General features: G+C 30.3%; 18 protein-coding genes. 15 read left to right on the top strand and 3 right to left on the bottom strand.

What is annotated here, in order from left to right; genetic code table 11:
- Positions 1 to 171 precede the first annotated feature (171 nt).
- The 5 genes from BUB33_RS13830 to BUB33_RS13810 all read left to right on the top strand — a co-directional run bounded on the left by BUB33_RS13830 (position 172) and on the right by BUB33_RS13810 (position 5,791).
- Positions 172 to 1,518 carry an alanine/glycine:cation symporter family protein gene (locus BUB33_RS13830; RefSeq protein WP_072977487.1) on the top strand — a complete coding sequence of 449 codons (1,347 nt, stop codon included), beginning with the start codon at positions 172 to 174 and terminating at the stop codon, positions 1,516 to 1,518.
- Positions 1,519 to 1,612: 94 nt separating this feature from the next.
- Positions 1,613 to 2,251 (top strand): cyclodeaminase/cyclohydrolase family protein, encoded by a 639-nt coding sequence (locus tag BUB33_RS13825; RefSeq protein ID WP_072977485.1) that lies wholly within the window; start codon positions 1,613 to 1,615, stop codon positions 2,249 to 2,251.
- A gap of 106 nt (positions 2,252 to 2,357) precedes the next feature.
- On the top strand, positions 2,358 to 4,082 hold the full coding sequence (gene ade / locus BUB33_RS13820) for an adenine deaminase (protein WP_072977483.1): 1,725 nt from the start codon (positions 2,358 to 2,360) through the stop codon (positions 4,080 to 4,082).
- Positions 4,083 to 4,115: 33 nt separating this feature from the next.
- The gene (locus BUB33_RS13815; protein ID WP_072977481.1) at positions 4,116 to 5,258 is read left to right on the top strand and encodes an aminotransferase class V-fold PLP-dependent enzyme; all 1,143 of its coding nucleotides are present in this window, start codon (positions 4,116 to 4,118) and stop codon (positions 5,256 to 5,258) included.
- A 14-nt stretch (positions 5,259 to 5,272) separates the two neighbouring features.
- Positions 5,273 to 5,791, top strand: coding sequence for a DUF4446 family protein (locus BUB33_RS13810; RefSeq protein ID WP_072977478.1), 519 nt, complete (start codon positions 5,273 to 5,275; stop codon positions 5,789 to 5,791).
- Between the two features lie 35 nt (positions 5,792 to 5,826).
- Here BUB33_RS13810 and yyaC read toward each other — a convergent pair whose 3' ends face one another.
- The gene (yyaC, locus tag BUB33_RS13805) at positions 5,827 to 6,420 is read right to left on the bottom strand and encodes a spore protease YyaC (protein ID WP_072977476.1); all 594 of its coding nucleotides are present in this window, start codon (positions 6,418 to 6,420) and stop codon (positions 5,827 to 5,829) included.
- 352 nt (positions 6,421 to 6,772) lie between these two features.
- Here yyaC and BUB33_RS13800 point away from each other — a divergent pair, with 352 nt between their 5' ends.
- Complete coding sequence (locus BUB33_RS13800) at positions 6,773 to 8,221, top strand: M23 family metallopeptidase (protein ID WP_072977473.1); 1,449 nt, start codon at positions 6,773 to 6,775, stop codon at positions 8,219 to 8,221.
- An 89-nt stretch (positions 8,222 to 8,310) separates the two neighbouring features.
- On the opposite strand, the gene BUB33_RS13795 is transcribed toward BUB33_RS13800, so the two are convergent.
- Entirely contained in the window at positions 8,311 to 9,597 is a 1,287-nt protein-coding gene (locus tag BUB33_RS13795; protein ID WP_072977471.1) for a S8 family peptidase, read from the bottom strand.
- Between the two features lie 178 nt (positions 9,598 to 9,775).
- Positions 9,776 to 12,460 (bottom strand): calcium-transporting P-type ATPase, PMR1-type, encoded by a 2,685-nt coding sequence (locus tag BUB33_RS13790; protein ID WP_072977468.1) that lies wholly within the window; start codon positions 12,458 to 12,460, stop codon positions 9,776 to 9,778.
- Positions 12,461 to 12,793: 333 nt separating this feature from the next.
- On the opposite strand from BUB33_RS13790, the gene yycF reads away from it, so the two are divergent.
- The 9 genes from yycF to BUB33_RS13745 all read left to right on the top strand — a co-directional run bounded on the left by yycF (position 12,794) and on the right by BUB33_RS13745 (position 21,462).
- On the top strand, positions 12,794 to 13,492 hold the full coding sequence (gene yycF, locus BUB33_RS13785; RefSeq protein WP_072977466.1) for a response regulator YycF: 699 nt from the start codon (positions 12,794 to 12,796) through the stop codon (positions 13,490 to 13,492).
- 2 nt (positions 13,493 to 13,494) lie between these two features.
- Positions 13,495 to 15,294: a HAMP domain-containing sensor histidine kinase gene (locus tag BUB33_RS13780; RefSeq protein ID WP_072977463.1), complete on the top strand. Its 1,800-nt coding sequence runs from the start codon at positions 13,495 to 13,497 to the stop codon at positions 15,292 to 15,294.
- Positions 15,295 to 15,377: 83 nt separating this feature from the next.
- The gene (locus tag BUB33_RS13775) at positions 15,378 to 15,974 is read left to right on the top strand and encodes a hypothetical protein (protein ID WP_072977461.1); all 597 of its coding nucleotides are present in this window, start codon (positions 15,378 to 15,380) and stop codon (positions 15,972 to 15,974) included.
- Positions 15,975 to 16,004: 30 nt separating this feature from the next.
- Positions 16,005 to 17,435, top strand: a complete 1,431-nt coding sequence (locus BUB33_RS13770) for a hypothetical protein (RefSeq protein ID WP_072977459.1) — start codon at positions 16,005 to 16,007, stop codon at positions 17,433 to 17,435.
- Positions 17,436 to 17,457: 22 nt separating this feature from the next.
- Complete coding sequence (locus BUB33_RS13765; protein ID WP_072977457.1) at positions 17,458 to 18,303, top strand: two-component system regulatory protein YycI; 846 nt, start codon at positions 17,458 to 17,460, stop codon at positions 18,301 to 18,303.
- A 67-nt stretch (positions 18,304 to 18,370) separates the two neighbouring features.
- The gene (locus BUB33_RS13760) at positions 18,371 to 19,165 is read left to right on the top strand and encodes an MBL fold metallo-hydrolase (RefSeq protein ID WP_072977454.1); all 795 of its coding nucleotides are present in this window, start codon (positions 18,371 to 18,373) and stop codon (positions 19,163 to 19,165) included.
- Positions 19,166 to 19,177: 12 nt separating this feature from the next.
- Complete coding sequence (gene htrA / locus BUB33_RS13755) at positions 19,178 to 20,323, top strand: serine protease HtrA (RefSeq protein WP_072977452.1); 1,146 nt, start codon at positions 19,178 to 19,180, stop codon at positions 20,321 to 20,323.
- Between the two features lie 20 nt (positions 20,324 to 20,343).
- The gene (surE, locus tag BUB33_RS13750; RefSeq protein WP_072977450.1) at positions 20,344 to 21,093 is read left to right on the top strand and encodes a 5'/3'-nucleotidase SurE; all 750 of its coding nucleotides are present in this window, start codon (positions 20,344 to 20,346) and stop codon (positions 21,091 to 21,093) included.
- Positions 21,094 to 21,159: 66 nt separating this feature from the next.
- The gene (locus BUB33_RS13745) at positions 21,160 to 21,462 is read left to right on the top strand and encodes a hypothetical protein (protein WP_072977447.1); all 303 of its coding nucleotides are present in this window, start codon (positions 21,160 to 21,162) and stop codon (positions 21,460 to 21,462) included.
- Positions 21,463 to 21,874 lie beyond the last annotated feature (412 nt).

Raw genomic sequence — 21,874 nt, 5'->3', positions numbered from 1 at the left:
TTTTTTTATTTAAAATTGGAATTATTTGTATGACAGAGCGGTAATATAAAGTAATAAAGTATAAAACAATTGTAAAAAAATTAACGAAATCAGTTTACAAAGTTATAAAATAATGATATATTAAAAAGTGTGTCATAAAAATTTATTATACTAATGAAGGAGGAAGGTTCAATGCAATCATTTGTTAATGCAGTAAACGGTTTTTTGTGGGATAAGTTCCTAATATATGCTTTGTTACTTACAGGAATTTATTATACTTTTAGACTAGGAGTTCCACAAATTAGTAAGGTAGGACCAGGGTTTAAACAGGCCTTTGGTGGAATCTTTAAAAAAGATAAAAAGGCTGATGCAGATGGAATGACATCTTTTCAGGCTTTAGCTACTGCAGTAGCAGCACAGGTAGGTACAGGTAACTTAGCAGGAGTGGCAACAGCAATAGCAGCTGGTGGTCCAGGGGCTATTTTCTGGATGTGGATATCTGCAATATTTGGTATGGCTACAAACTTTGGTGAAGCAGTACTTGCACAAAAATATGCTGATAGATCTGGTGATGAAGTTACTGGAGGTCCTGCATATTATTTATCTAGAGGTGTAAAAAGCAAATTTTTAGCAGGGTTTTTTGCTGTTACTATAATAATAGCATTAGGATTTGTTGGTAATATGGTTCAATCAAACTCAATAGCAACAGCTGTTAATTCAGCATTTGGAATTAATAAAGTTGTTATAGGAGTTATAACTGCTATATTTGCTGCTCTTATACTAATAGGTGGAATGAGTAGAATTGCTAGTTTTGCAGAATTAGTAGTGCCAATTATGGCGTTATTATATATTATAGGTAGTTTTGTAATAGTATTTAAAAATCCTTCTGCAATAGGACCTGCTTTTAAAAGCATATTTGCAGGGGCATTTACGACTCAAGCAGCGGTAGGTGGAGCTTTAGGTGTTACAATGAAACAAGCAGCAAGATATGGTATTGCAAGAGGATTATTCTCCAATGAAGCAGGTATGGGTTCAACACCACATGCCCATGCTGTTGCAAAAGTAGACCATCCAGCACAACAAGGTATGGTTGCTATGGTTGGAGTTATTATAGATACAATGATAGTATGTACATTTACAGCACTTATAAATATAGTTACAGGAGCTAATACTTTAGGTCTTACAGGTATAGAAATGACTCAAAAGGCTTTTGAAATAGGTCTTGGCAACTTTGGAGCAAACTTTATAGCAATTAGTTTATTCTTCTTTGCATTTACTACTATAATAGGATGGTATTTCTTTGGAGAAGCAAATATTAAATATTTATTTGGTGCTAAAGCTGTAAATATTTATAGAATAGCAGTACTTGGTTTTATTATTTTAGGTTCATTCCTAAAGGTTGAAGTAGTATGGGATATGGCAGATATGTTTAACGGCTTAATGGTTATTCCTAACTTAATAGGTCTTTTAGTATTAGCCCCTCAAGCAGCTGCTATATTAAAGGATTATGATACTACTTTTATTAAACAACAAAGATAATTTTATAATAAGTTAAAGATTATTAAAAGGGAACATTCTATGTTCCCTTTTTTCATAATATATAGTAAAATACAATTAGGAGGTGTATGTATAAATGTTTATAAATAAAAGTCTAAAGGAATACATAGCTGCTACAGCTAGTGGAGAACCAACTCCGGGAGGTGGAAGTGTTGCTGCTTTAGTAGGAAGTCTCGGAGGTGCTTTAACTAACATGGTTAATAATTTAACAGTTGGTAAAAAAGCATACGAGGAACTTTCAGAGGAGATTAAATCAAAGATAGCTAATAATTCAAAAGAAGTTGAAAAACTTATTGAAGATTTAACTGGTATTGTAGATGAAGATACAAAAGCCTTCGATAAGGTAATGGAAGCTTTTAAACTTCCAAAGGAAACTGATGAAGAAAAAATTGCAAGGACAAAGGCAATTCAAGAAGGATATAAAGTAGCTTTAGAGGTGCCTTTAAGATGTGCAGAGAAATGTTTAAGAATATTAGAATTACAAGATGTTTTTGCTAATTATGGAAATGTTAATGCTATTACAGATGTTGGTGTAGGTACATTATTAGCTTATTCAGGTCTAGAAGGTGCATTATTCAATGTAACAATTAATTTAGGCAGTATAAAAGATGAGGAATTTAAGAAAGAAGTTTCAGCTAAGGTAGATAGTATTCTAAAAGAAGGAAAGAAATTGAAAGAAGAATTGCTGAATATAGTATATAAAAGATTAGGATAAGAGAAGGAAAACCTTCTCTTTCTCTTTATTTACTCACAAGAATATTGTATTATAATATTAGTATCAATAAAATAATCTTCATTATTAAAAACTTGGGGGGAGTAGCATGTTTAAGGAACAACTTAAGAGTCTCATAATTAAGGCAAAAGGTATGAAGGATTCACAGTTAGTACTAAAAAATGCAAACATAATAAATGTTTTTACTGGTGAGATAATTGAAGGGGATGTGGCTATTGATAATGGCAGAATAGTGGGAATAGGACAATATCATGGTGAGAAGGAAATAGATTTAAAGGGCAAATATTTATCTCCTGGATTTATAGATAGTCATGTTCATATAGAATCTTCTATGTCATCTCCATCACAATTTGCTAAGGTAATATTACCTAGAGGTGTAACTACAATAATAGCTGACCCGCATGAAATAGCAAATGTTAAAGGGATAGAAGGTATACGGTATATAATTGATGATAGTAAAAATACCCCCTTAGATGTTCGCATAATGCTACCTAGTTGTGTACCGGCAACTGATTTTGAAAACTCAGGCTCCATATTAGAGGCAGAGGATTTAGAGGAATTATTAGATGAAGAAACTATAATTGGTTTAGGGGAAATGATGAATTACCCTGGAGTTATATCTGGAAATGATAAAGTATTAGATAAGTTAACTTTATTTAAAGATAAGGTAATAGATGGTCATGGACCTATGATTAAAGAAAAGGATTTAAATGCTTATATTGTTGCAGGAATAAAGACAGAACATGAATGTTCTACAGTGGAAGAAGTATTAGATCGTATTAGGCTTGGTATGTATGTTCTTATTAGAGAAGGTTCAGCAGCAAAGGATTTAAGAAATATAATTAAGGCAGTAAATAAAGATAATTTGAGACGATTTTTATTTTGTACTGATGATAGACACCCTGAGGATTTAATTAATGAAGGTAGTATAGATTTTAATATTAAATTGGCAATAAGTCTTGGAATTGATCCAGTAGATGCTATTATAATGGCTACTTTAAATCCATCAGAATGTTATGGATTGAAAGGAAAAGGAGCCATAGCACCAGGATATATAGCTGATTTAGTTGTAATAGATAATTTGAAAGACTTTAATATAATAAATGTATTTAAAAATGGTAATCTAGTTGCTGAAAATAATAAAGCTTTATTTGAGTCTAAGATTTACTTACCAGAAAGTATGACTAGATCTGTAAAAATAAAAGATGTGAAAATAGAAGATATTCAAATTCCTATGAAGACTAATAGAGCCAATATAATAGGAGTAATTGAAGATAGTTTAGTTACTGAAAAAGTAGTAAAAGAAGTAAGTATAGATAATGGATACTTTAAGTTTTCCAATGAGGATATTTTAAAAATGGTAGTAATTGAAAGACATTTTGCTACTGGAAATATTGGGGCTGGGCTTATTGAAAATTTCAAATTAAAAGATGGAGCTATAGGTTCAACAATTGGCCATGATTCGCATAATATGATAGTCGTAGGAGATAATGATGAGGATATTTTAACCACAATAAATGAATTAAAAAACATTGGTGGAGGACTTACAATTGTATCTAAGGGAGAAGTAATAAAATCTTTACCTTTAGAAATTGGTGGAATAATGACATCACGACCAATTGAAGAAACCAATGCTATTCTAAAAGAAATGATAAAATTATCTCATGAAAGATTGAATATAAACAAAAACATAGATCCGTTTATGACATTGGCATTTATGGCGTTGCCTGTAATACCTAAAGTAAAACTTACAGATATGGGGTTATTTGATGTGGAAAAATTTGATTTCATTAAAGTTTATAATGAAGATTAGTGAAAAATTTTTAAAAAAATAGGAGTGATTTCATTGGTATATTTTGATAATGCTGCAACATCTTATCCAAAACCAAAAATAGTATATGATACCATAATGGAGGCTATGGTAGAATATGGTGCTAATCCTGGAAGATCAGGTCATAAAAAGGCATTAGAAGCTAGTAGAGGAATATTTGATACAAGAACTCAAATCAGTAAATTATTTAATATAAAAAATCCTATGAATGTAATATTTACATTTAACTGTACAGAAAGCTTAAACACAGCTATAAAGGGGGTTTTAAAGCCAGGAGATCATGTAATTACAACATCTATGGAGCATAATTCTGTTTTAAGACCTATTACTTTTTTGAGTAAACTAGGAATTAAAAGTACAATAGTACAAGGAGATTCTAAGGGAAGGATAAATCCAAAAGATATTGAAGCAAGTATTAAACCAGAAACTAAAATGATTGTAACTACTCATATTTCTAATTTAACAGGAAGCATAATGGATATAGAAACCATTGGAAAGATTGCAAAAAATCATGGAATAATATATTTAGTAGATGGTGCTCAGTCAGCTGGTGTATATAATATTGATGTTGAGAAAATGAATATAGATCTTCTAGCTTTTCCAGGACATAAAGGATTACTAGGACCTCAAGGTACAGGTGGACTTTACATTAGAGATGGTATAGAATTAGACGAGATTTTTCAAGGGGGTACTGGCAGCATTTCTCATTCCTTAGAGCAGCCAGATGTAATTCCTGATAAATTTGAATCTGGTACTCCAAATGCACCTGGTATAATAGGACTTGGTTCTGGTATTAAGTATATATTTGAAAAGGGTATAGATAATATTAGAAAGAAAGAAGAAGAACTCACAAGGTATTTCATTGAAGAATCACAAAAGATAGATGGAGTTATATTATATGGACCATTAGATATTGGATATCATGCACCAGTTGTTGCTTTAAATATAAAAGATGCAGATTCATCTGAAATAAGTTATATTTTAGATTCCAAATATGATATTGCAGTAAGACCAGGATTGCATTGTGCCCCATTAGCACATAAAACCATAGGAACCTTTGAGCAAGGCGTAGTTAGATTTAGTTTTGGATATGAAAATACACATGAAGAAATAGAGTTTGCTATTAAGGCATTAAAGGAAATAGCAAAGGAAGTATAGAGAGGGGAAATTATATGGTTCAGCTACGGGAACTTGTGGCATTATACAATATAGAAATTATAATAGGGCTTATTGCAGCGTTATTTACATTGGTATTATTATATCTAATAGCTGAAATAAGGATATCTAGGGTAAAAGATAAATATGATGAGCTTGTTAGAGGGGTTAAAGGTGTTAATATAGAAGAACTTCTAATAAAGACTAATGAAGAACTTAAAGATATTCGTTTAGATATGAATACTATAGATCAGAAAATAGAAAGTATTGAAACCAAATTAGCCTTTGCTATACAGAAGGTTGGATTTGTAAGGTATAATGCCTTTGGTGATATGGGTTCTGATTTAAGCTTTTCCATTGCGTTATTGGATAAGTTTCAAAATGGTTTTGTACTTACCAGTATTTACGGTAGAGAGCATACCACTAGTTATGCAAAGCCAATTAAATTTGGTAAGTCTATTTATCCCTTATCTGTAGAAGAAATACAAGCCATAGATAGGGCAATAATAGGTGAATATAAGGAAAAGATTATTTAAATTTAATATATTAGAAAGGTAGCTTATATTATAAGCTACCTTTCTAATATATATGGTTGTTTTCTTTCATTATATAATCTAGAAAGAGATAAATAAATACTTTTAGATATTATGTCTGCCATATTCATTACCAAAGATAGTCTAGTATTTTGCAATACCATAAATTCCATCATTCCACTAACATTTACAATTCCAGTAATAGCTATATCACCAACTGAAGGTAGAACCTTGTTTACACCTGAGCCAGGTCTTAAAGGTGAATTTTTAATTGATAAATAACCTATACGGTCATATTTACCAAGAGAAGAATCTATGGCGAGAATAAAGGGATTATCATAGTCATGATTTATTTTATCAATTGTTTCTTGAAGATTTTGGGCATGTATGGGATTTTCTAAATTACCTATTAGATTTACATCTTTATAATTTTTAATAATGGGTTTTAGTTTATGTCCCACTAGTGGACCAAGAGAATCACCTGTAGATCTATCTGTTCCAATACAAAGTATAATTAAATCTCCATTCTTAGTATGTTCTTCCGATAGATATTTAAAGACTAGATTCGAAAATTTAGATAAAGCAAAAGGTGAAGATGAATCTATATAGTTGCTCTTATTAAATATATTCATTACTTCCTCCTATCCCCTAATATTTTTATATATTTACTCTAATTAAATATATAAAGGTATTAAAAGTATTGCCTTAAAATTAATATAAATACTTTCATTATAATAATAAAAATAAATATTAAAAATTTGTAATAATTTTAGTTGTATTTTTATAAATTAAAAATCAATGAAGAAACATGTTGAAATTTCTATTATTCTGGCAAATGTATAAATTATAGGAAATAGAATATAATAAGGTTAATTAGACATGCCATAATGTTGAAAAAAAATTAATCTATGATATAATTGTTACAGAATGATTACAATCATATTACAATCGTGATTTAAATAATTTATATTAGGAGGTAACAGGATGGAAAAACCCAATTTAAGGGTAGAGTTACGAAACTTACGAAATCAAGCAAATAAGATTGTTGACTATTGTAGAAAAATAGAATTTAAAAATATAAATTTTAAAAATATAAATATGAAAATAGCATTAACAAAGTTGATGATTATATCAATAATAGCATTAAGTATTATGGGGTATAAAATTAATCAAATTAGAATGAAGGCCTTTGATGTCTATCTTGGTAATGATAAAATTGGTACTGTCAGGCAGCAGGAAGAAATTACAGAAATTCTTAATGTCTTGGAAACAGAATTAGCAAATACATATGAGATTGATGTAGTATTAGATAAAGGCATTAGATTTGAGGAAGTAAAAGCAAAGGATGATGTAATAACATCTAATCAGGAATTGAAAAAAGAAATCAAAGCAAAGATGAGTTTTTTAGTATATGGTTATGTATTAAAGGTTAATGATGTGGAAATAGGGGCATTAAAGACTAAAGAAGAAATTGAAAAGGTAATCAATAGGATAAAAGAACCATATGAAAATGGAGTAAAGGAAGGCACAAATATAAAGGAAATAAAAATAATTGAAAAGGTAGAGATAGTTAAAAAAGAAATGCCTTTATATAAGATTGGTAATTCTGAAGAATTATACAATCATTTGTTAACGGGTTCAGAAGATATAAAAACTCATATAGTAGAAGTAGGAGAAAGTTTTTGGACCATAGCAAAAATATATAATTTATCAGTAGATGATTTGATAAATGCTAATCCAGATAAAAAACCTGAAAAAATACAAATAGGCGATGAAGTAAAATTAGTAGTATCAAAGCCTATTCTTACAGTATCTACCATGTCAGAAGTAGAATATACTGAAAAGATAAAATATGAGACAGAAATTGAATATAATGATAAGATGTATAAGAATGAGAAAAAAACTAAGGTAGCTGGTGTTGACGGAGAAAGAAAGATAGTAGCAAATGAAGTAAAGCATAATGGTGTTGTAATAGAAAAAGAGATTCTAAAAGAAGATATAGTTCAAAATCCTGTTAATGAAGTAATAGTTAAAGGAACAAAAGAGGTACCAAGAACTGTTGCAACAGGAGCTTTTGCAATGCCTACTAGAGGGAGTATATCTTCTAGATATGGTATGAGAAACGGAAGGATGCACAGGGGTCTTGATATTGCAGCTAAAACAGGTACAGCCATAAAAGCAGCTGATGGTGGTAAGGTAGTATATGTTGGATATAGAGGTGCCTTTGGTAATTTAGTTGAAATCGACCATGGAAATGGATTTAGAACTAGATATGCTCATTGCAGCAAGATACTAGTAAAAAGGGGAGATAAGGTTTATAAAGGACAGCATATAGCCAATGTTGGGAATACAGGAAGATCTACAGGTTCACATCTTCATTTTGAAGTTTTAAAGAATGGTAAAAATTATAATCCAAGTAATTACTTAAAATAGAGGAAGCATATGCTTCCTCTATTAGTTTTAGAATAGCAAATTAAAAATAAAAATATTGTTAAGATATATAGAATGGCAAAAGTTTATAATTATATTCTAGAATCAAGTAAAAAAATTATAATTAAAATCATAAGGAATGTTTCAAATAATTCTCCCCCAAATTCATTAGATTTTAAAGGGTCATTATTCAATTTAGTTTCTTTATCGTCTTTAAATAATATCTTTAAATTTAACATGCCTGCTCCTTGATTTACTTTTGCTTCATTTAAGTCTATACAAGAAGAGGTGATTCTATTCTTTATTTCTTGTGGTGAAAGATTACCATGTTTATTTAATAAAAGTGCAACAGAACCTGAGACTAAGGGTGTCGCCATAGATGTACCGCTTAATGATGAGTAGCTGTCTAGTTTAATATTAGATAAAGATCTAATATTTACTCCAGGAGCTACTATATCAGGTTTCATTAAACCTTCTATAGTAGGTCCTCTACTAGAGAAAGGAGCAATGGTATCATCAGATGGATCTATTGTCCTTTTATCATCAACAGCTCCAACTGTTATGGCATTTTTATTAATCCCCGGTGAAAGAATAGTTCCTTCCTTAGGTCCACTATTTCCTGCTGCAGTAATAACTATTAATCCAGATTTTATAGCCATATCTACAGCTTTACATAAAGGATCCCTATCACAGGTATTATTTGCAGGAGTACCTAAAGAAAGATTTATTATTTTTGTATTAAACCTATCTTTTGTTTCAACTATATAGGATATAGCAGCAATAATATCTGATATATTTCCACTTCCATTTTCATCTAATGCTTTAATACCTAGTATATTTGCCTTAGGAGCTATTCCCATATATTTTCCATTTGAAGAAAAGCCATTACCAGCAATAATGCCAGCTACGTGTGTACCGTGTCCGTTATCATCGTAAGGGTTTTCTCTATTATTGACTATATCTCTAAATCCAATTATTCTATTATAAGGTTTTGTTAAATCATAGTGAGGAGCTACACCTGTATCAACTACAGCTACTGTAATACCATCACCTTCATAGCCCTTGTCATGAGGGAAGTATGCATCCATAGTTGGATTTGCAATGTCCAATAGAGTATATATTTTTGAGTCAAAGCTAATATAGTCTATTTCAGGATTAGATACAATTCGATAGATGGTTTCTGTAGACATAAGTCCAGCAAAACCATCTATTAAGGGTAGTTCAGATTTAACTTTATTAGATAAACTATTTATATTTTTTTTAAGATTTGAACTACTATTATTAAATTGTATGATTACAGGAACATCTTCAATTGACTGTGACATTATTTTTGCACTTAGAATAGGGCAAAGTTTTGTATTTATAATTTTCTTCACCATTACCACCTTCCTTGGTCTATTCTATGCTATAAAAAAATAAAATGTTCCAAAAAGTAAAAAAAAGCCCTAGGGCTTTTTTTAAACAAATAGAAAAGTTCTACTTTTATCTTTGCTTAAAAGAGAACTTTTCTTAAATGATTTTCAAGAAATTTTATAAATAATGCATTGTAGAATTTTTTTATTTTTTAATAAAAAGTTTACTTATTTCCCCAATTATTAAAGGAATAAAGGCATATTCTAAAATTGCAGCCCAATCTTTTATTCCAAGGGCAAAGGTATGAAATATTGGTTGCATAAATGGTATATATAGAACTCCCAGTAATAAAATAAATGAGAACAAGGTTCCATATACTAAAGTGCTATTTGTAAAAAATCCTATTTTAAACAATGTATACTTTTGTGATCTACTAGAATAAGCCCTTAATAACTCTGCTGTTATTAGAGATGTAAAAGCTATTGTTCTTGCTTTATCTATACTATCTGCATAGGTAGTAAGTCCCCATCTATAAGCAAGTAAAGCTGCCACTCCTACTGCTAAACTTTGAAGTAATATTCCTAAAAGCATATTTTTTGTTAGAATAGGCTCATTAGGATTTCTAGGGGGAGTATCCATAATATCAGGATCACCTTTTTCAACTCCTAGGGCTAAAGCAGGAAAACTATCTGTAACCAAATTTAACCACAATAATTGAATTGCTAGTAAAGGTACTGGTAGGTTTAATAATATGCTAGTAAATACTAAAAATATTTCACCTATGTTGCAAGATAATAAGAAAAAGACAAATTTTTTAATATTGCTATATATTATTCGACCTTCTTCTACTGCAGATACAATGGATGCAAAATTGTCATCAGTTAGAATTAATTCCGCTGTGTTTTTAGCTACGTCTGTACCAGTAATACCCATAGATACACCAATATCAGCTCTTTTTAAAGCCAAAGCGTCATTTACACCATCACCGGTCATAGCGGTTATTTCACCATTAGCTTTTAATGCACTTACTATTCTTACCTTATGTTCTGGTGAAACTCTAGCATAGACTTTTATATTTTTAACCACTTCTCTTAATTCTTCATCTGAAATCTTATTTAGTTCTTCCCCCATCATAGCTTGATCTATGGACTCTGCCATTCCAAGTTCTTTTGCTATGGCAAACGCAGTTTCTTTATAATCTCCTGTTATCATAATAGTCTTTATACCTGCTTCCTTACATTTTGCTATAGCATCCTTTGCCTCTGGTCTCGCAGGGTCTATCATTCCAACTAATCCTATAAAGGTCATGTCAACTTCGTTAGAGTCAGTAGAAATGTTATTAGGTAAGTTATTATATTCTTTATAAGCGAAAGCTAATACTCTTAAAGCTTTTTTTGAGAAAATACTATTTACTTTCAATACTTCCTTCTTTAAAGTATCATCAAAATCTAAGATTTTACCATCCATACTAATACGAGTACATCTATTAATAATTATATCTGGAGCTCCTTTAGTAAAGGAAACAACTTTATTAGGTATATAATCTTTATGGAATGTTGTCATCATTTTTCTATCGGAATCAAAGGGAATTTCCTCTATTCTAGGGAATTCTTTGTTTATAGATTGTTTATTGATATTACCTTTACCAGCTAGTGTAATTAGAGCACCTTCTGTAGGATCACCAATAACTTTATATCCATCAGATGTTTTTTCTAAGTTAGCATCATTAGCTAATGCAGATATTGAAAGAAGAGTTTGGAAGTCACCTATATCTTCCACATTTATAGTATTTCCTTCAATTTTAAACTCTCCTACTGGTTCGTATCCTCCCCCAGTTACATCTATTATCTTTCCATCTGTAAAAACTTTGACTACAGTCATTTCATTTTGAGTTAGAGTACCTGTCTTATCAGAACAAATAACTGTAGTAGAACCTAAGGTTTCAACTGCTAAAAGTTTTTTAACTATGGCATTTCTTTTAACCATTCGGTTCATTCCAATAGCTAAAACAATGGTTACAATAGCTGGTAAGCCTTCTGGTATAGCAGCTACTGCTAAGCTTATGGCTACCATGAACATTTCTAAAACTTCTCTATTTTGAATTAGCCCTATACCGAAAACAGCGATACAAATAATTATAGTAGTAATTCCTAGAACTTTGCCAAGCTGATTTAATTGTTTTTGTAGAGGAGTTACCTCATCTTCGAAGGATTGAATCATTGTGGCTATATTACCGATTTCAGTATCATGACCAGTACCTACAACTACACCTTTTCCTCTTCCATAGGTAACAGCAGTGCTCATATAAGCCATATTTTTTCTATCACCTAATGATACTTCTTCTTCAAAAAAAACATTACTATCTTTTTCTACAGGTACTGATTCACCAGTTAAGGAAGCTTCTTCAATTTTCAAATTAGAACTTTCTACAAGCCTCAAGTCAGCAGGGATGATGTCCCCAGCATCTAAAACTACAATATCCCCTGGAACTAAAGAACTAGCAGGAGCTACTTCAGTAGTACCATCTCTAATAACCTTAGCGTTAGGTGATGACATTTTCTTAAGTGCATCTAAGGCTTTTTCAGCCCTTCCTTCTTGATATATACCTAGAAATGCATTTACCATAACTATAGCTATTATAACTATAGCATCTTTTGATTCACCAACAGCAAAAGAGATAATTGCAGCACCTATTAAAATTAGAATAAGAAAATCTGAAAACTGTGCTACAATTTTAGAAAAAAAACTTTTTTTATCTTCTTCTCTTAAATCATTGGAACCATACTTTTCTAACCTAAGATCAACTTCATTTTTTGTAAGACCAGAATTAAGGTTAGTATTTAATTCTGATAATATTTCCTCTTTACTTTTACTATACCATTCCTTCAAAAATATCCCCTTCCTTCCAAATCTTATAAATAGTATACCACCTAAGAGCAAAATAAAACAAAAAGACCTTTGGTTAAATTATTTAATTTAACCAAAGGTCTTGCTTCCTAAGAATACTAGGTAGTTAACCGGGAAAATCCGTATTGACGATTAACTATTTTTAAGCTACTCCCCTTCGAATGGTATAATTATATATTAAAGTAATCATAAATACAAGATAAATATTGTAAATCTTGGCCAAAATATAATAAATATTTGACAATAAATATTCTTTGTTAGATAATCTAATTATATAAGAATAATTATGCAAATAATTAATTGGAGTGATTCAATATGGATAACAAAATATTGGTGATTGATGATGAGAAGGCCATAGCAGATATAATAAAATTTAATCTAGAAAAGGAAGGGTATACTGTAGAAACAGCCTATGATGGTGAAGAAGGAATACAGGCTGTTAATAGGTTTATTCCAGATTTAGTTATTTTAGATATTATGATGCCCAAAAAAGATGGGTTTCAAGTTTTAAGAGAAATTAGAGTCAAATATAAGTTTCCAGTTATAATGCTTACGGCAAAAGAGGAAGAGGTAGATAAGGTATTGGGTCTAGAACTTGGTGCTGATGATTATATTACAAAACCCTTTAGCATGAGAGAATTAATTGCAAGAGTAAAGGCCAATCTAAGAAGGGTTGATTTTTCTAGTACTTCTAATTCAAATAATGTAAATGATATGATCACTTCCGATGATTTAATAATAGATTTAAATAAATATGAAGTTAGAAAAGGTGAAGAAATTATAGATCTCACTCTTAGGGAATATGAATTACTTAAATTCTTAGCTTCTAGTGCTAATCAAGTATTTTCAAGAGAACAATTGCTAGAAGAAGTATGGGGATATGAGTATTATGGAGATATTAGAACTGTAGATGTTACAGTTAGAAGATTGAGAGAAAAAATAGAGGATAATAGTGGAGATTTTAAATATATTTTGACTAAAAGAGGTGTAGGCTATTACTTCAGGAGGGCTTAACTATGTTTGCTAGTATAAAATGGAGGTTTATTGTAGTTTATTTTTTACTAGTATTTATTGCAATGGTTATAGTTGGTATATTTATTATTGGAAGGCTAGAAACCCAGCAGATAGCAAATATTACTAGTTCTATGGAACAGAATATACAGACTATAATAGAATCGTCTTCGTATTTAGCAGAAGATGATTGGCTTAGTGTGCAATCAGAAATACAACAGACATTAAGTGAGTGGAGATTAGGCAGCAATGAAATATTATATATAATATATGATGAAGAATTACCTACTATAATAGCTTCATCATCAAAGGAATATAAAGAGGTAGTTGGGAAAAATGCGTTATATTCTAAACTTGATCCAACATTAATAGTAGATGCTTATTATAGAGGAGAAAAAAGGGCAAGTCAAGTTACAAGAGAAAATAAAGAGAACCATATAGCCTATCCAGTCCTAACAGGAGTAGGTAAAGTCAAGGGAGTAATATATATGGTATCTGATTTACAGAATGTATATGTAACGGTCAATGAATCAAAAAAGATACTTACAAATGCAACTGTTATGGCTCTTTTAATTACAGTGTTTTTAGGTTATTTAATAGCTTCAAGTATTACAGAGCCTATTAGGGATGTAACAAATAAAGCAGAAGAAATGGCAATGGGGAATTTTGATCAATTTGTTGAAGTGAAATCAGACGATGAGATTGGTCAATTAGCTAGTATGTTTAACCATTTAACATTAAAATTAAAAGATACAATACAGGAAATGGATTTAGAAAGATCTAAATTAGATACGATTTTTAACTATATGGCAGAAGGGGTTATAGCAGTAGATATTAATGGAAATATAATACACGCCAATCCTATTGCTATGGATATATTAGAATCCACTCAAGGCAAAATTCTAGAGTCGGGAAGTACTTTTAGAGAGATAATTTCTTTAAAACTTATAAATCTGGAAGGGATTAATTATGATGATGAAGCAACTCTAGATGGAGCTCGAACTTTAGAGATAGATAGTCATGTATATAAGGTTAAATACGCTCCCTTTAAAAATGAAAAGAACAATATTGGTGGGCTTATAATAGTGTTTCAAGATATGACAAATGAGCATAAACTAGATAATATGAGAAAAGAATTTGTAGCAAATGTGTCCCATGAGTTAAAGACACCTATTACAACTATAAAAAGCTATACGGAAACATTAATGGAAAATACAGTTAATGACGAGATTGGAAAGAAGTTTTTATCTGTAATTGATGATGAATGTGATAGAATGACAAGACTTGTAAGGGATTTGTTACAGCTTTCAAATTTAGATTATAAAAAAACCACTTGGAAAAAGCAAGAGGTTTCAGTTAATGAGCTTTTGAAGGAAATATTATTGAAACTAGAATTTTCTTTTAAAGAAAAGCAACATAATGTTATTGTAAATATGGAAGAGAATTTGCCAAATATTGTAATAGATAAAGATGGCATAGAGCAGGTTATACTAAATATAGTTTCCAATGCTATAAAATACACAGAAGATAATGGAGAAATAGAGATTATTTCAAGAAGTTTAGATAAATTTATAAGCATAGAAATAAAAGATAATGGTATAGGCATTCCTAAAGAAGATCAGAATAGGATATTTGAAAGATTTTATAGGGTGGAAAAAGGAAGAAGTAGGGAGTCTGGAGGTACTGGGCTTGGGCTTTCTATTGCAAAGCAAATAATAGAAGCTCATGGTGGTGAAATTCTACTTGAAAGTGACTTTAATGAGGGAACTACCGTTGAAATAAGAATACCTTTTAATAAAGTGTAATTCAATCTTAATTATGTTGTAACAGTTTTGTAATATATGTAATATATAATACAATTAAAGTAATGTGTAAAGGAGGATATGGAATGTGGAAAAAGACATTAGCTAGTTTATTTATTGGCACTAGTATAATTGCTATTAGTTCAACAGCTTTGGCTAATCCAACTAATACAGTTAATACAATTAAAGTTGAACAAACAACTAAACCAGAGCAACTACCTAAAGTTGAACAAACACCTAAGGTAGAGCAATCAACTGAGACTAAGCAATTAACTAAGGCTGATCAAAAAAATGATATATCTAAATATCAAGTGATAAATCCTGAAAAAGATGCTTATTCTACAGAGGATAAGGTTATTTTTATAAATGGCAAGGCTCCTTCTGGAACTTCAATTGTAATTAAAGTATATGGTACTACTGATCTTACAAGAAAGAGTTTCAATCTTCTAAAATTGCCTACCAAAAATGATTATATAGAAGTTTTTAATGAAACTGTAAAAGCAGGCAATATGGGTTTTTTTGATAAGCAACTTGATTTAGTAACAGGTATTAATAAAATAATTATTGATTTCGGTGTAGATGGAGTTCCAACTGTTGAGAAAATTGTATATGTAAAGATTCCAGAAATGGGGGCTGAAACAAAAGAAGTAAAACTTACAGATATGATACAGATATTAAAATAATACTTACCTATGATATTGGAGATGGTTAATGTGAAAGAAAGGATTAAAACTTACCTATTGATATCATTAGTATGTATTAGTTTGCTATTTACTAAGAAATTATGGATGGAATTGCCAAATGAAATGTTTCATATACTTAACAAAGATCAAGAAGCATATGGCTCCTCATATTTATTATCAGATATGATAGTGCCTAATAAGTATCTGTTAAATTTCAATGATAAAAATCATACTATTTTTTATGATGATTCTAAGTATGGGTTATGGACAAATTCCAGAGCAATCTTAAATGGTATCTTGGGATCGAAGGACATTAAAATTGTAGACTTACCAAATGATGAGTTTTTAACTTATAATGGAAAAAGATCCATAAGTTTTTACTTTCCTGATAAAATAAATACTTATATATTGGCTAAGGCCTTAGACGTCAAAGATCCTAATCTTGTTGTAGATACAATACCTAATGTAAGTAGCATTTATATCTATTTAGGTAAAGAGGATCCTTTTTTTGTCTTTTCTGATGGGCAAAAACATATAGCTATATATGATAAATCTGTTGATACTACCAATCTTAAGGAAAAGATTATCACCATAGAAGAGGCTGGGAATTATAATTATTATCGTTCAATAAGGGAAGCTTTAAAAATTAATAATGATATATATATTTCATATGAAATGAAAAATACATTACCAGAAATATATGTAGAAAACGAAATAAGAAACTTAGATGATGAGGAAAAGAAAGAGTTAGCAAAGAAATTTTTTAATAAAGATATTGATTATATAAGAGAAATAGTTGAAAATAGTGGCTCAACTATGTATATCTATAATCAAAGAGTTCTGAAATTAAATATTAATGGTACCTTAGAGTATTTTCATCCCTTAGAACAAGTAGTAAAGAAGAGCAATTTATATGAAAGTTTAAGCACTGCAGCTGGGTTTATATCTAAAAATGTAGGTGTATCAAAAGGAATGTATTTATCTAAGGTTGAAGAAATCAGAGCAGATGATAGTTTAGGTTATAATCTAACATTTAGATATAGAGTTAGAGGTATTCCTGTAATCTTAGGCAATGGAATGTCAGATTTTGTTCAAATAGAGGTATTTAATAATCATATAAGGTCTTATAAACATTTTATTAGAAAAGATATGAATAAACCAGTAGACAATATTCCACAAGGGGAAAGGATGTTAGCTTCTTTTGATGTAATAGATATGAATTATGATTTTATAACTCAAAAGTACTTGGAAGAAAATAATATTATTCCAAAAGATAAAGAGATGCCAGATATAGAAGAAATCTTATCATCATCCTTTATACAAGATATTAATTTAGCATATTTTGATCCTTGTTTAAAAGATATGGGTGATGAATTAATAGGAGTATGGGTTATAAAAATGAATGATGGGCTTTATGCCTTTGATATCTATAATGGATCTTTAGTATATGAAAAAAAATAAGGAGTATCGGATGGTGAATTAAATGGATTGGTCAAAGGCAAAAACCATCTTAATAGTTGCGTTTCTAGTAACCAATATATTATTGGTAGCTGTTCTGCTGTCAAGTCAAAGACAAGTAGAAACAACAACTAAGGAAGGATTTATCGAGGATGTAACTAAACTTCTAAATAATAAAAATATTTTTATAGATACAGAAATGCCTAAGGAAATTCCAAGTTTAAATATTTTAACAGTGGAATATGAAATGTTAGATTCATATGAGGCCAATAGAAAGTATTTTAATGGTAAAGGTAAAATAGAATCAAAGGACAAAGGAACTACAGGAATCATATATAATGATGAATATATATTAATTACAAATAAAAAGATATTAAGCTATGAAAATAAAAAACAAGAAAATAAATATAAGAATTTAAATAATGAACTTGCTAAAACCATTGCAATTAAATTTCTTGAGGAAAGAAATTATGATACTTCAGATATGTTATTATCATATATTAAAAATGAAGGGGATACTTATTATCTAGAATTTTCAAAGATATATAAGGATAAATATCTAGAGAAAGCTAATACCACTATGGAAATAGATAGTAGAGGAGTCAGAAAGTTAGACAGAATATGGCTAAAGGTGTTAAACGAAGGGGAGACACCTATATATATTAGTACTGCTCCAAAGGCTATACTTAGCTTGCTAGGTAAGGAAGAAGTGTATGGAAAAACTATAAAAGATATCTCCTTATGCTATTACTTTGGTCCGATGGAACAAAAATATGTTAAGGAGCCAAATGATCCAAGAAAGGGAAATACATTCCCAGCATGGAGAGTTTTGTTTGATGATGGGTATAAGATAATAATAGATAATTATTAAAAGAAGAATTAGAAATTCTTCTTTTTTTTACATATATAAACTATAATATAAAAAAGGGGAAATTATTGTGGAAGTTAAATTTTGTTCCTTATCTAGTGGTAGCTCTGGGAACTGTCAATATATTGAAACTGAGAAATCAAAAATATTAATAGATGCTGGATTTTCTGGGAAAAGATTGGAGCAGTTATTATCATCAATAGGGGTGAATCCAAAGGATATAGATGGAATAGTGGTGACTCATGAACATATTGATCATGTAAAAGGAGTAGGAGTTTTTTCAAGAAGATATGACTTACCTATATATGCCAATGAAAGTACATGGATAGGTATGAATAAGACAATTGGAAAGATACAGGATAAGAATATAAAAATATTTAAATCTGAAAATTATTTCAATATTAGGGATATTCAAGTTTATCCAATTAATATTTTTCATGATGCATTGGAACCAGTTGGTTATATATTTTTTTATAATAAGGTTAAAATTAGCATTATAACTGATACGGGAAAAGTAAATGATAATATTAAATCAAATATAAAAAATTCTAATCTTTATTTGTTAGAAGCTAATCATGATATAGATATGCTAAAGAAAGGTAATTATCCATGGCCATTAAAACAGAGAATACTTAGTGCCAATGGACATCTATCCAATGATGATGCAGCTATGACTTTAGGAGAAATTATACAGGGAAATGAAGAAATTGTATTGTTAGGGCATTTAAGTAGAGATAATAATACACCTGAGATTGCTTATAAAACTGTTAGTAATCTGTTGTCAAATCATGGAATAGATGTCAATAAGGATATTAAGTTGGATTTAACCTATAGGGATAAAGCAACAATAATTTATAATCTATAAGGAGGTATTAGAATGGGGGACTATAATTACTATAGCTATAATAGACCACCTAAGAAAAGGGGACTTTTTTCATACTTTATAGTAGCATTGGTGGGAGCAATTATAGGTGGAGTTTTAAGTGTATATATTGCGCCAACTTACTTATATGGCAAAATATTGCCCATGCCAGATATTTTTGTAAGAGAAGAAGTTGAAAATATAAACAAGATAAATATAACTCCTACGGAAGATATTTCTACAGTAACTGCTGTGGCGAAAAAGAATATAGGCTCTGTAGTAGGCATAACTACAGTTCAAGAAGTTAGGGAATTCTTTTGGGCTAGGGATACAGAGGGAGTTGGTTCAGGGGTAATAATAGATTCGAATGGATATATTCTAACTAATTCACATGTAATAGGAGATGGGAAGGCAAAGAGCATAACTGTTCTTATTGAAAATATGGATAAAATGCCCGGTAAAGTTTTATGGTATGATTCGGCTCTTGATTTAGCAATAGTGAAGGTAGAGGCTAGAAATCTCAAAGTAGCAGATTTAGGTGATTCGGATTTATTAGAAGTTGGTCAATTAGCAATTGCAATAGGTAATCCACTGGGACTTGATTTCCAAAGGTCTGTAACTTCTGGGATAATTTCAGGATTACATCGTTCTATTAGAGTAGATCAATATAATGTAATAGAAGACTTGATACAAACTGATGCCTCTATAAATCCAGGAAATAGCGGTGGACCACTTTTAAATAATAAAGGAGAAGTAATTGGATTAAATACTGCAAAAATTCAGACTGGAGAAGGTTTGGGTTTTGCCATACCAATAAATCTTGTTAAATCAATTGCAGAGGAAGTAATCAAGGAAGGTAGTTTCAATAATGTATATATTGGTTTCCAAGGTATAGAGGTAGATAGGTATGAAAGACAATCTGGAGTTAAGTTAAAAACAAATAATGGAGTTGTAATTGTAAAACTATTTCCCAATTCACCAGCAGTAAATGCAGATTTAAAACCTTTAGATGTAATAGTTAAGTTAGATAACCAAAATGTTGAAACTATGACTCAGTTGAGAAAAATATTATATAAATATAGAATTGGAGATAAAGCAATTTTAACAATAAATAGAGGTGGAGAAGAGATAAAGACAGAAATTACATTTACAAAATTCTAAGATATTAAGGAGGACTATTTATGAGGATACTATTAACAAATGATGATGGAATAATGGCGGAGGGAATATATACATTAGCAAAAGAATTAGAAAAAGATCATGAAGTGATTATAGTAGCACCTGAAATTCAAAGATCTGCACAGAGTCATGCTATTACATTGTTTCAACCTTTAGTAGTGAAGGAAGTAGAGTTAGAAGGGATTAAATCCAAAGCATATAGTATATCTGGTACACCAGCTGATTGTGTTAGAACTGGTTTAGAAGTTTTAGCCGATGGTCCTGTGGATATGGTTTTTTCTGGTACAAATATAGGATTAAATTCAGGGATGGATATTCTTTATTCAGGAACAGTATCAGCAGCTATAGAAGCAAATATTTATAAGATACCTTCCATAGCAGTGTCAGCTGAATTAGTAGATGGCAATGCAAAGTTTGATATTGCTGCTAAATATGCAAAAAAAGTATTAGAAGAATCTAAAGAGCAATTAAGTAAATCTAATATAGTTCTAAATATAAATATACCATATAGAAATGAAGAAGATATATTAGGTATAAAGGTTTGTAAAATAGGTGGGGTAATTTACGATTATTATTTTATGGACTATAATGAAAAAGGAGAAAAGATATTAAAGTTAAAAGGTAGACGAGAAACAGAAATAGAAAAGGATACAGATAGATATTATTTAAAGGAAGGGTATGTAACGGTGACTCCTTTGCATTATGATTTAACCAATTTTAAATTATTGGAAGAAGTAAAAAAATGGTTTTAAAGTTGAATATTTATTATAATTTTGGGTAATAATAGGGTACTACTTTAGTGGAAAGGAGTGTGCTCTATGTTTAAGATTAAAGATAAAGAAGAAGTATTAAAAGAATATGTAAGACGTTATCCTGAATTAGATCAATTTGTAATTGACGAGTTATCTAGAGAATATGATAGATACATAGATTTACTTAAAAACTTAGAAACCAGAGAAGAAGCCATTGATATATTTGAAGAAGAGATTGAGAAAAATGAAAGAAGATATCAAGATAATAATCAGATGAAAGCCTTAGAAGGCTCAACTCATGATCAGTTTATGGAAATACTTGCGAACTATGGGATGATAGTATTTTTTAGAGACAATATGATAGAGTAATTTGGAATCCATAAGAATAAACTAAAAATAGGTGTACAACTAGTTGTACACCTATTTTTAAGTGTGCCCAGCATGGGCAACAACTTGGTGGTGAAAGTCCACTACGGGCTTGGTAGTAGGAACCGTTAGCTGAAGGCAAGGGTGTCCATGGCGACGTGGAATCTGAAGGAAGCCGAAGGCAAAATCCTGAACCGACGAACAGAAATCACATAAGGCTGATTTAGGGAGGATGAGTTTGCTTAACAAAACAAAGTCCAATACTACCCGAACTCTTTACAGTAAATGTGACGGTTACATGGGAGGAAGGTTGTTGTTCTTACCTGGGGAGGTCTCATGGACATGGGAAAACAGAGTATGAACCATGGTTGAAACAAGATTTATCATGAGAAGTCAGCAGAGGCCATAGTACTAT

Source organism: Tissierella praeacuta DSM 18095, assembly GCF_900128955.1.
GTDB lineage: Bacteria > Bacillota > Clostridia > Tissierellales > Tissierellaceae > Tissierella > Tissierella praeacuta.
The sequence above is the reverse complement of the archived record's forward strand: the minus strand, read 5'-3'. Positions and strand labels throughout refer to the sequence as shown.

Coding starts and splice junctions, on each gene's coding strand:
- yycF (WP_072977466.1), top strand. CDS start 12,794: ATGGATAACAAAATATTGGTGATTGATGATGAGAAGGCCATAGCAGAT.
- ade (WP_072977483.1), top strand. CDS start 2,358: ATGTTTAAGGAACAACTTAAGAGTCTCATAATTAAGGCAAAAGGTATG.
- BUB33_RS13810 (WP_072977478.1), top strand. CDS start 5,273: ATGGTTCAGCTACGGGAACTTGTGGCATTATACAATATAGAAATTATA.
- BUB33_RS13800 (WP_072977473.1), top strand. CDS start 6,773: ATGGAAAAACCCAATTTAAGGGTAGAGTTACGAAACTTACGAAATCAA.
- BUB33_RS13795 (WP_072977471.1), bottom strand. CDS start 9,597: ATGGTGAAGAAAATTATAAATACAAAACTTTGCCCTATTCTAAGTGCA.
- BUB33_RS13830 (WP_072977487.1), top strand. CDS start 172: ATGCAATCATTTGTTAATGCAGTAAACGGTTTTTTGTGGGATAAGTTC.
- BUB33_RS13780 (WP_072977463.1), top strand. CDS start 13,495: ATGTTTGCTAGTATAAAATGGAGGTTTATTGTAGTTTATTTTTTACTA.
- surE (WP_072977450.1), top strand. CDS start 20,344: ATGAGGATACTATTAACAAATGATGATGGAATAATGGCGGAGGGAATA.
- htrA (WP_072977452.1), top strand. CDS start 19,178: ATGGGGGACTATAATTACTATAGCTATAATAGACCACCTAAGAAAAGG.
- BUB33_RS13775 (WP_072977461.1), top strand. CDS start 15,378: ATGTGGAAAAAGACATTAGCTAGTTTATTTATTGGCACTAGTATAATT.
- yyaC (WP_072977476.1), bottom strand. CDS start 6,420: ATGAATATATTTAATAAGAGCAACTATATAGATTCATCTTCACCTTTT.
- BUB33_RS13745 (WP_072977447.1), top strand. CDS start 21,160: ATGTTTAAGATTAAAGATAAAGAAGAAGTATTAAAAGAATATGTAAGA.
- BUB33_RS13825 (WP_072977485.1), top strand. CDS start 1,613: ATGTTTATAAATAAAAGTCTAAAGGAATACATAGCTGCTACAGCTAGT.
- BUB33_RS13765 (WP_072977457.1), top strand. CDS start 17,458: ATGGATTGGTCAAAGGCAAAAACCATCTTAATAGTTGCGTTTCTAGTA.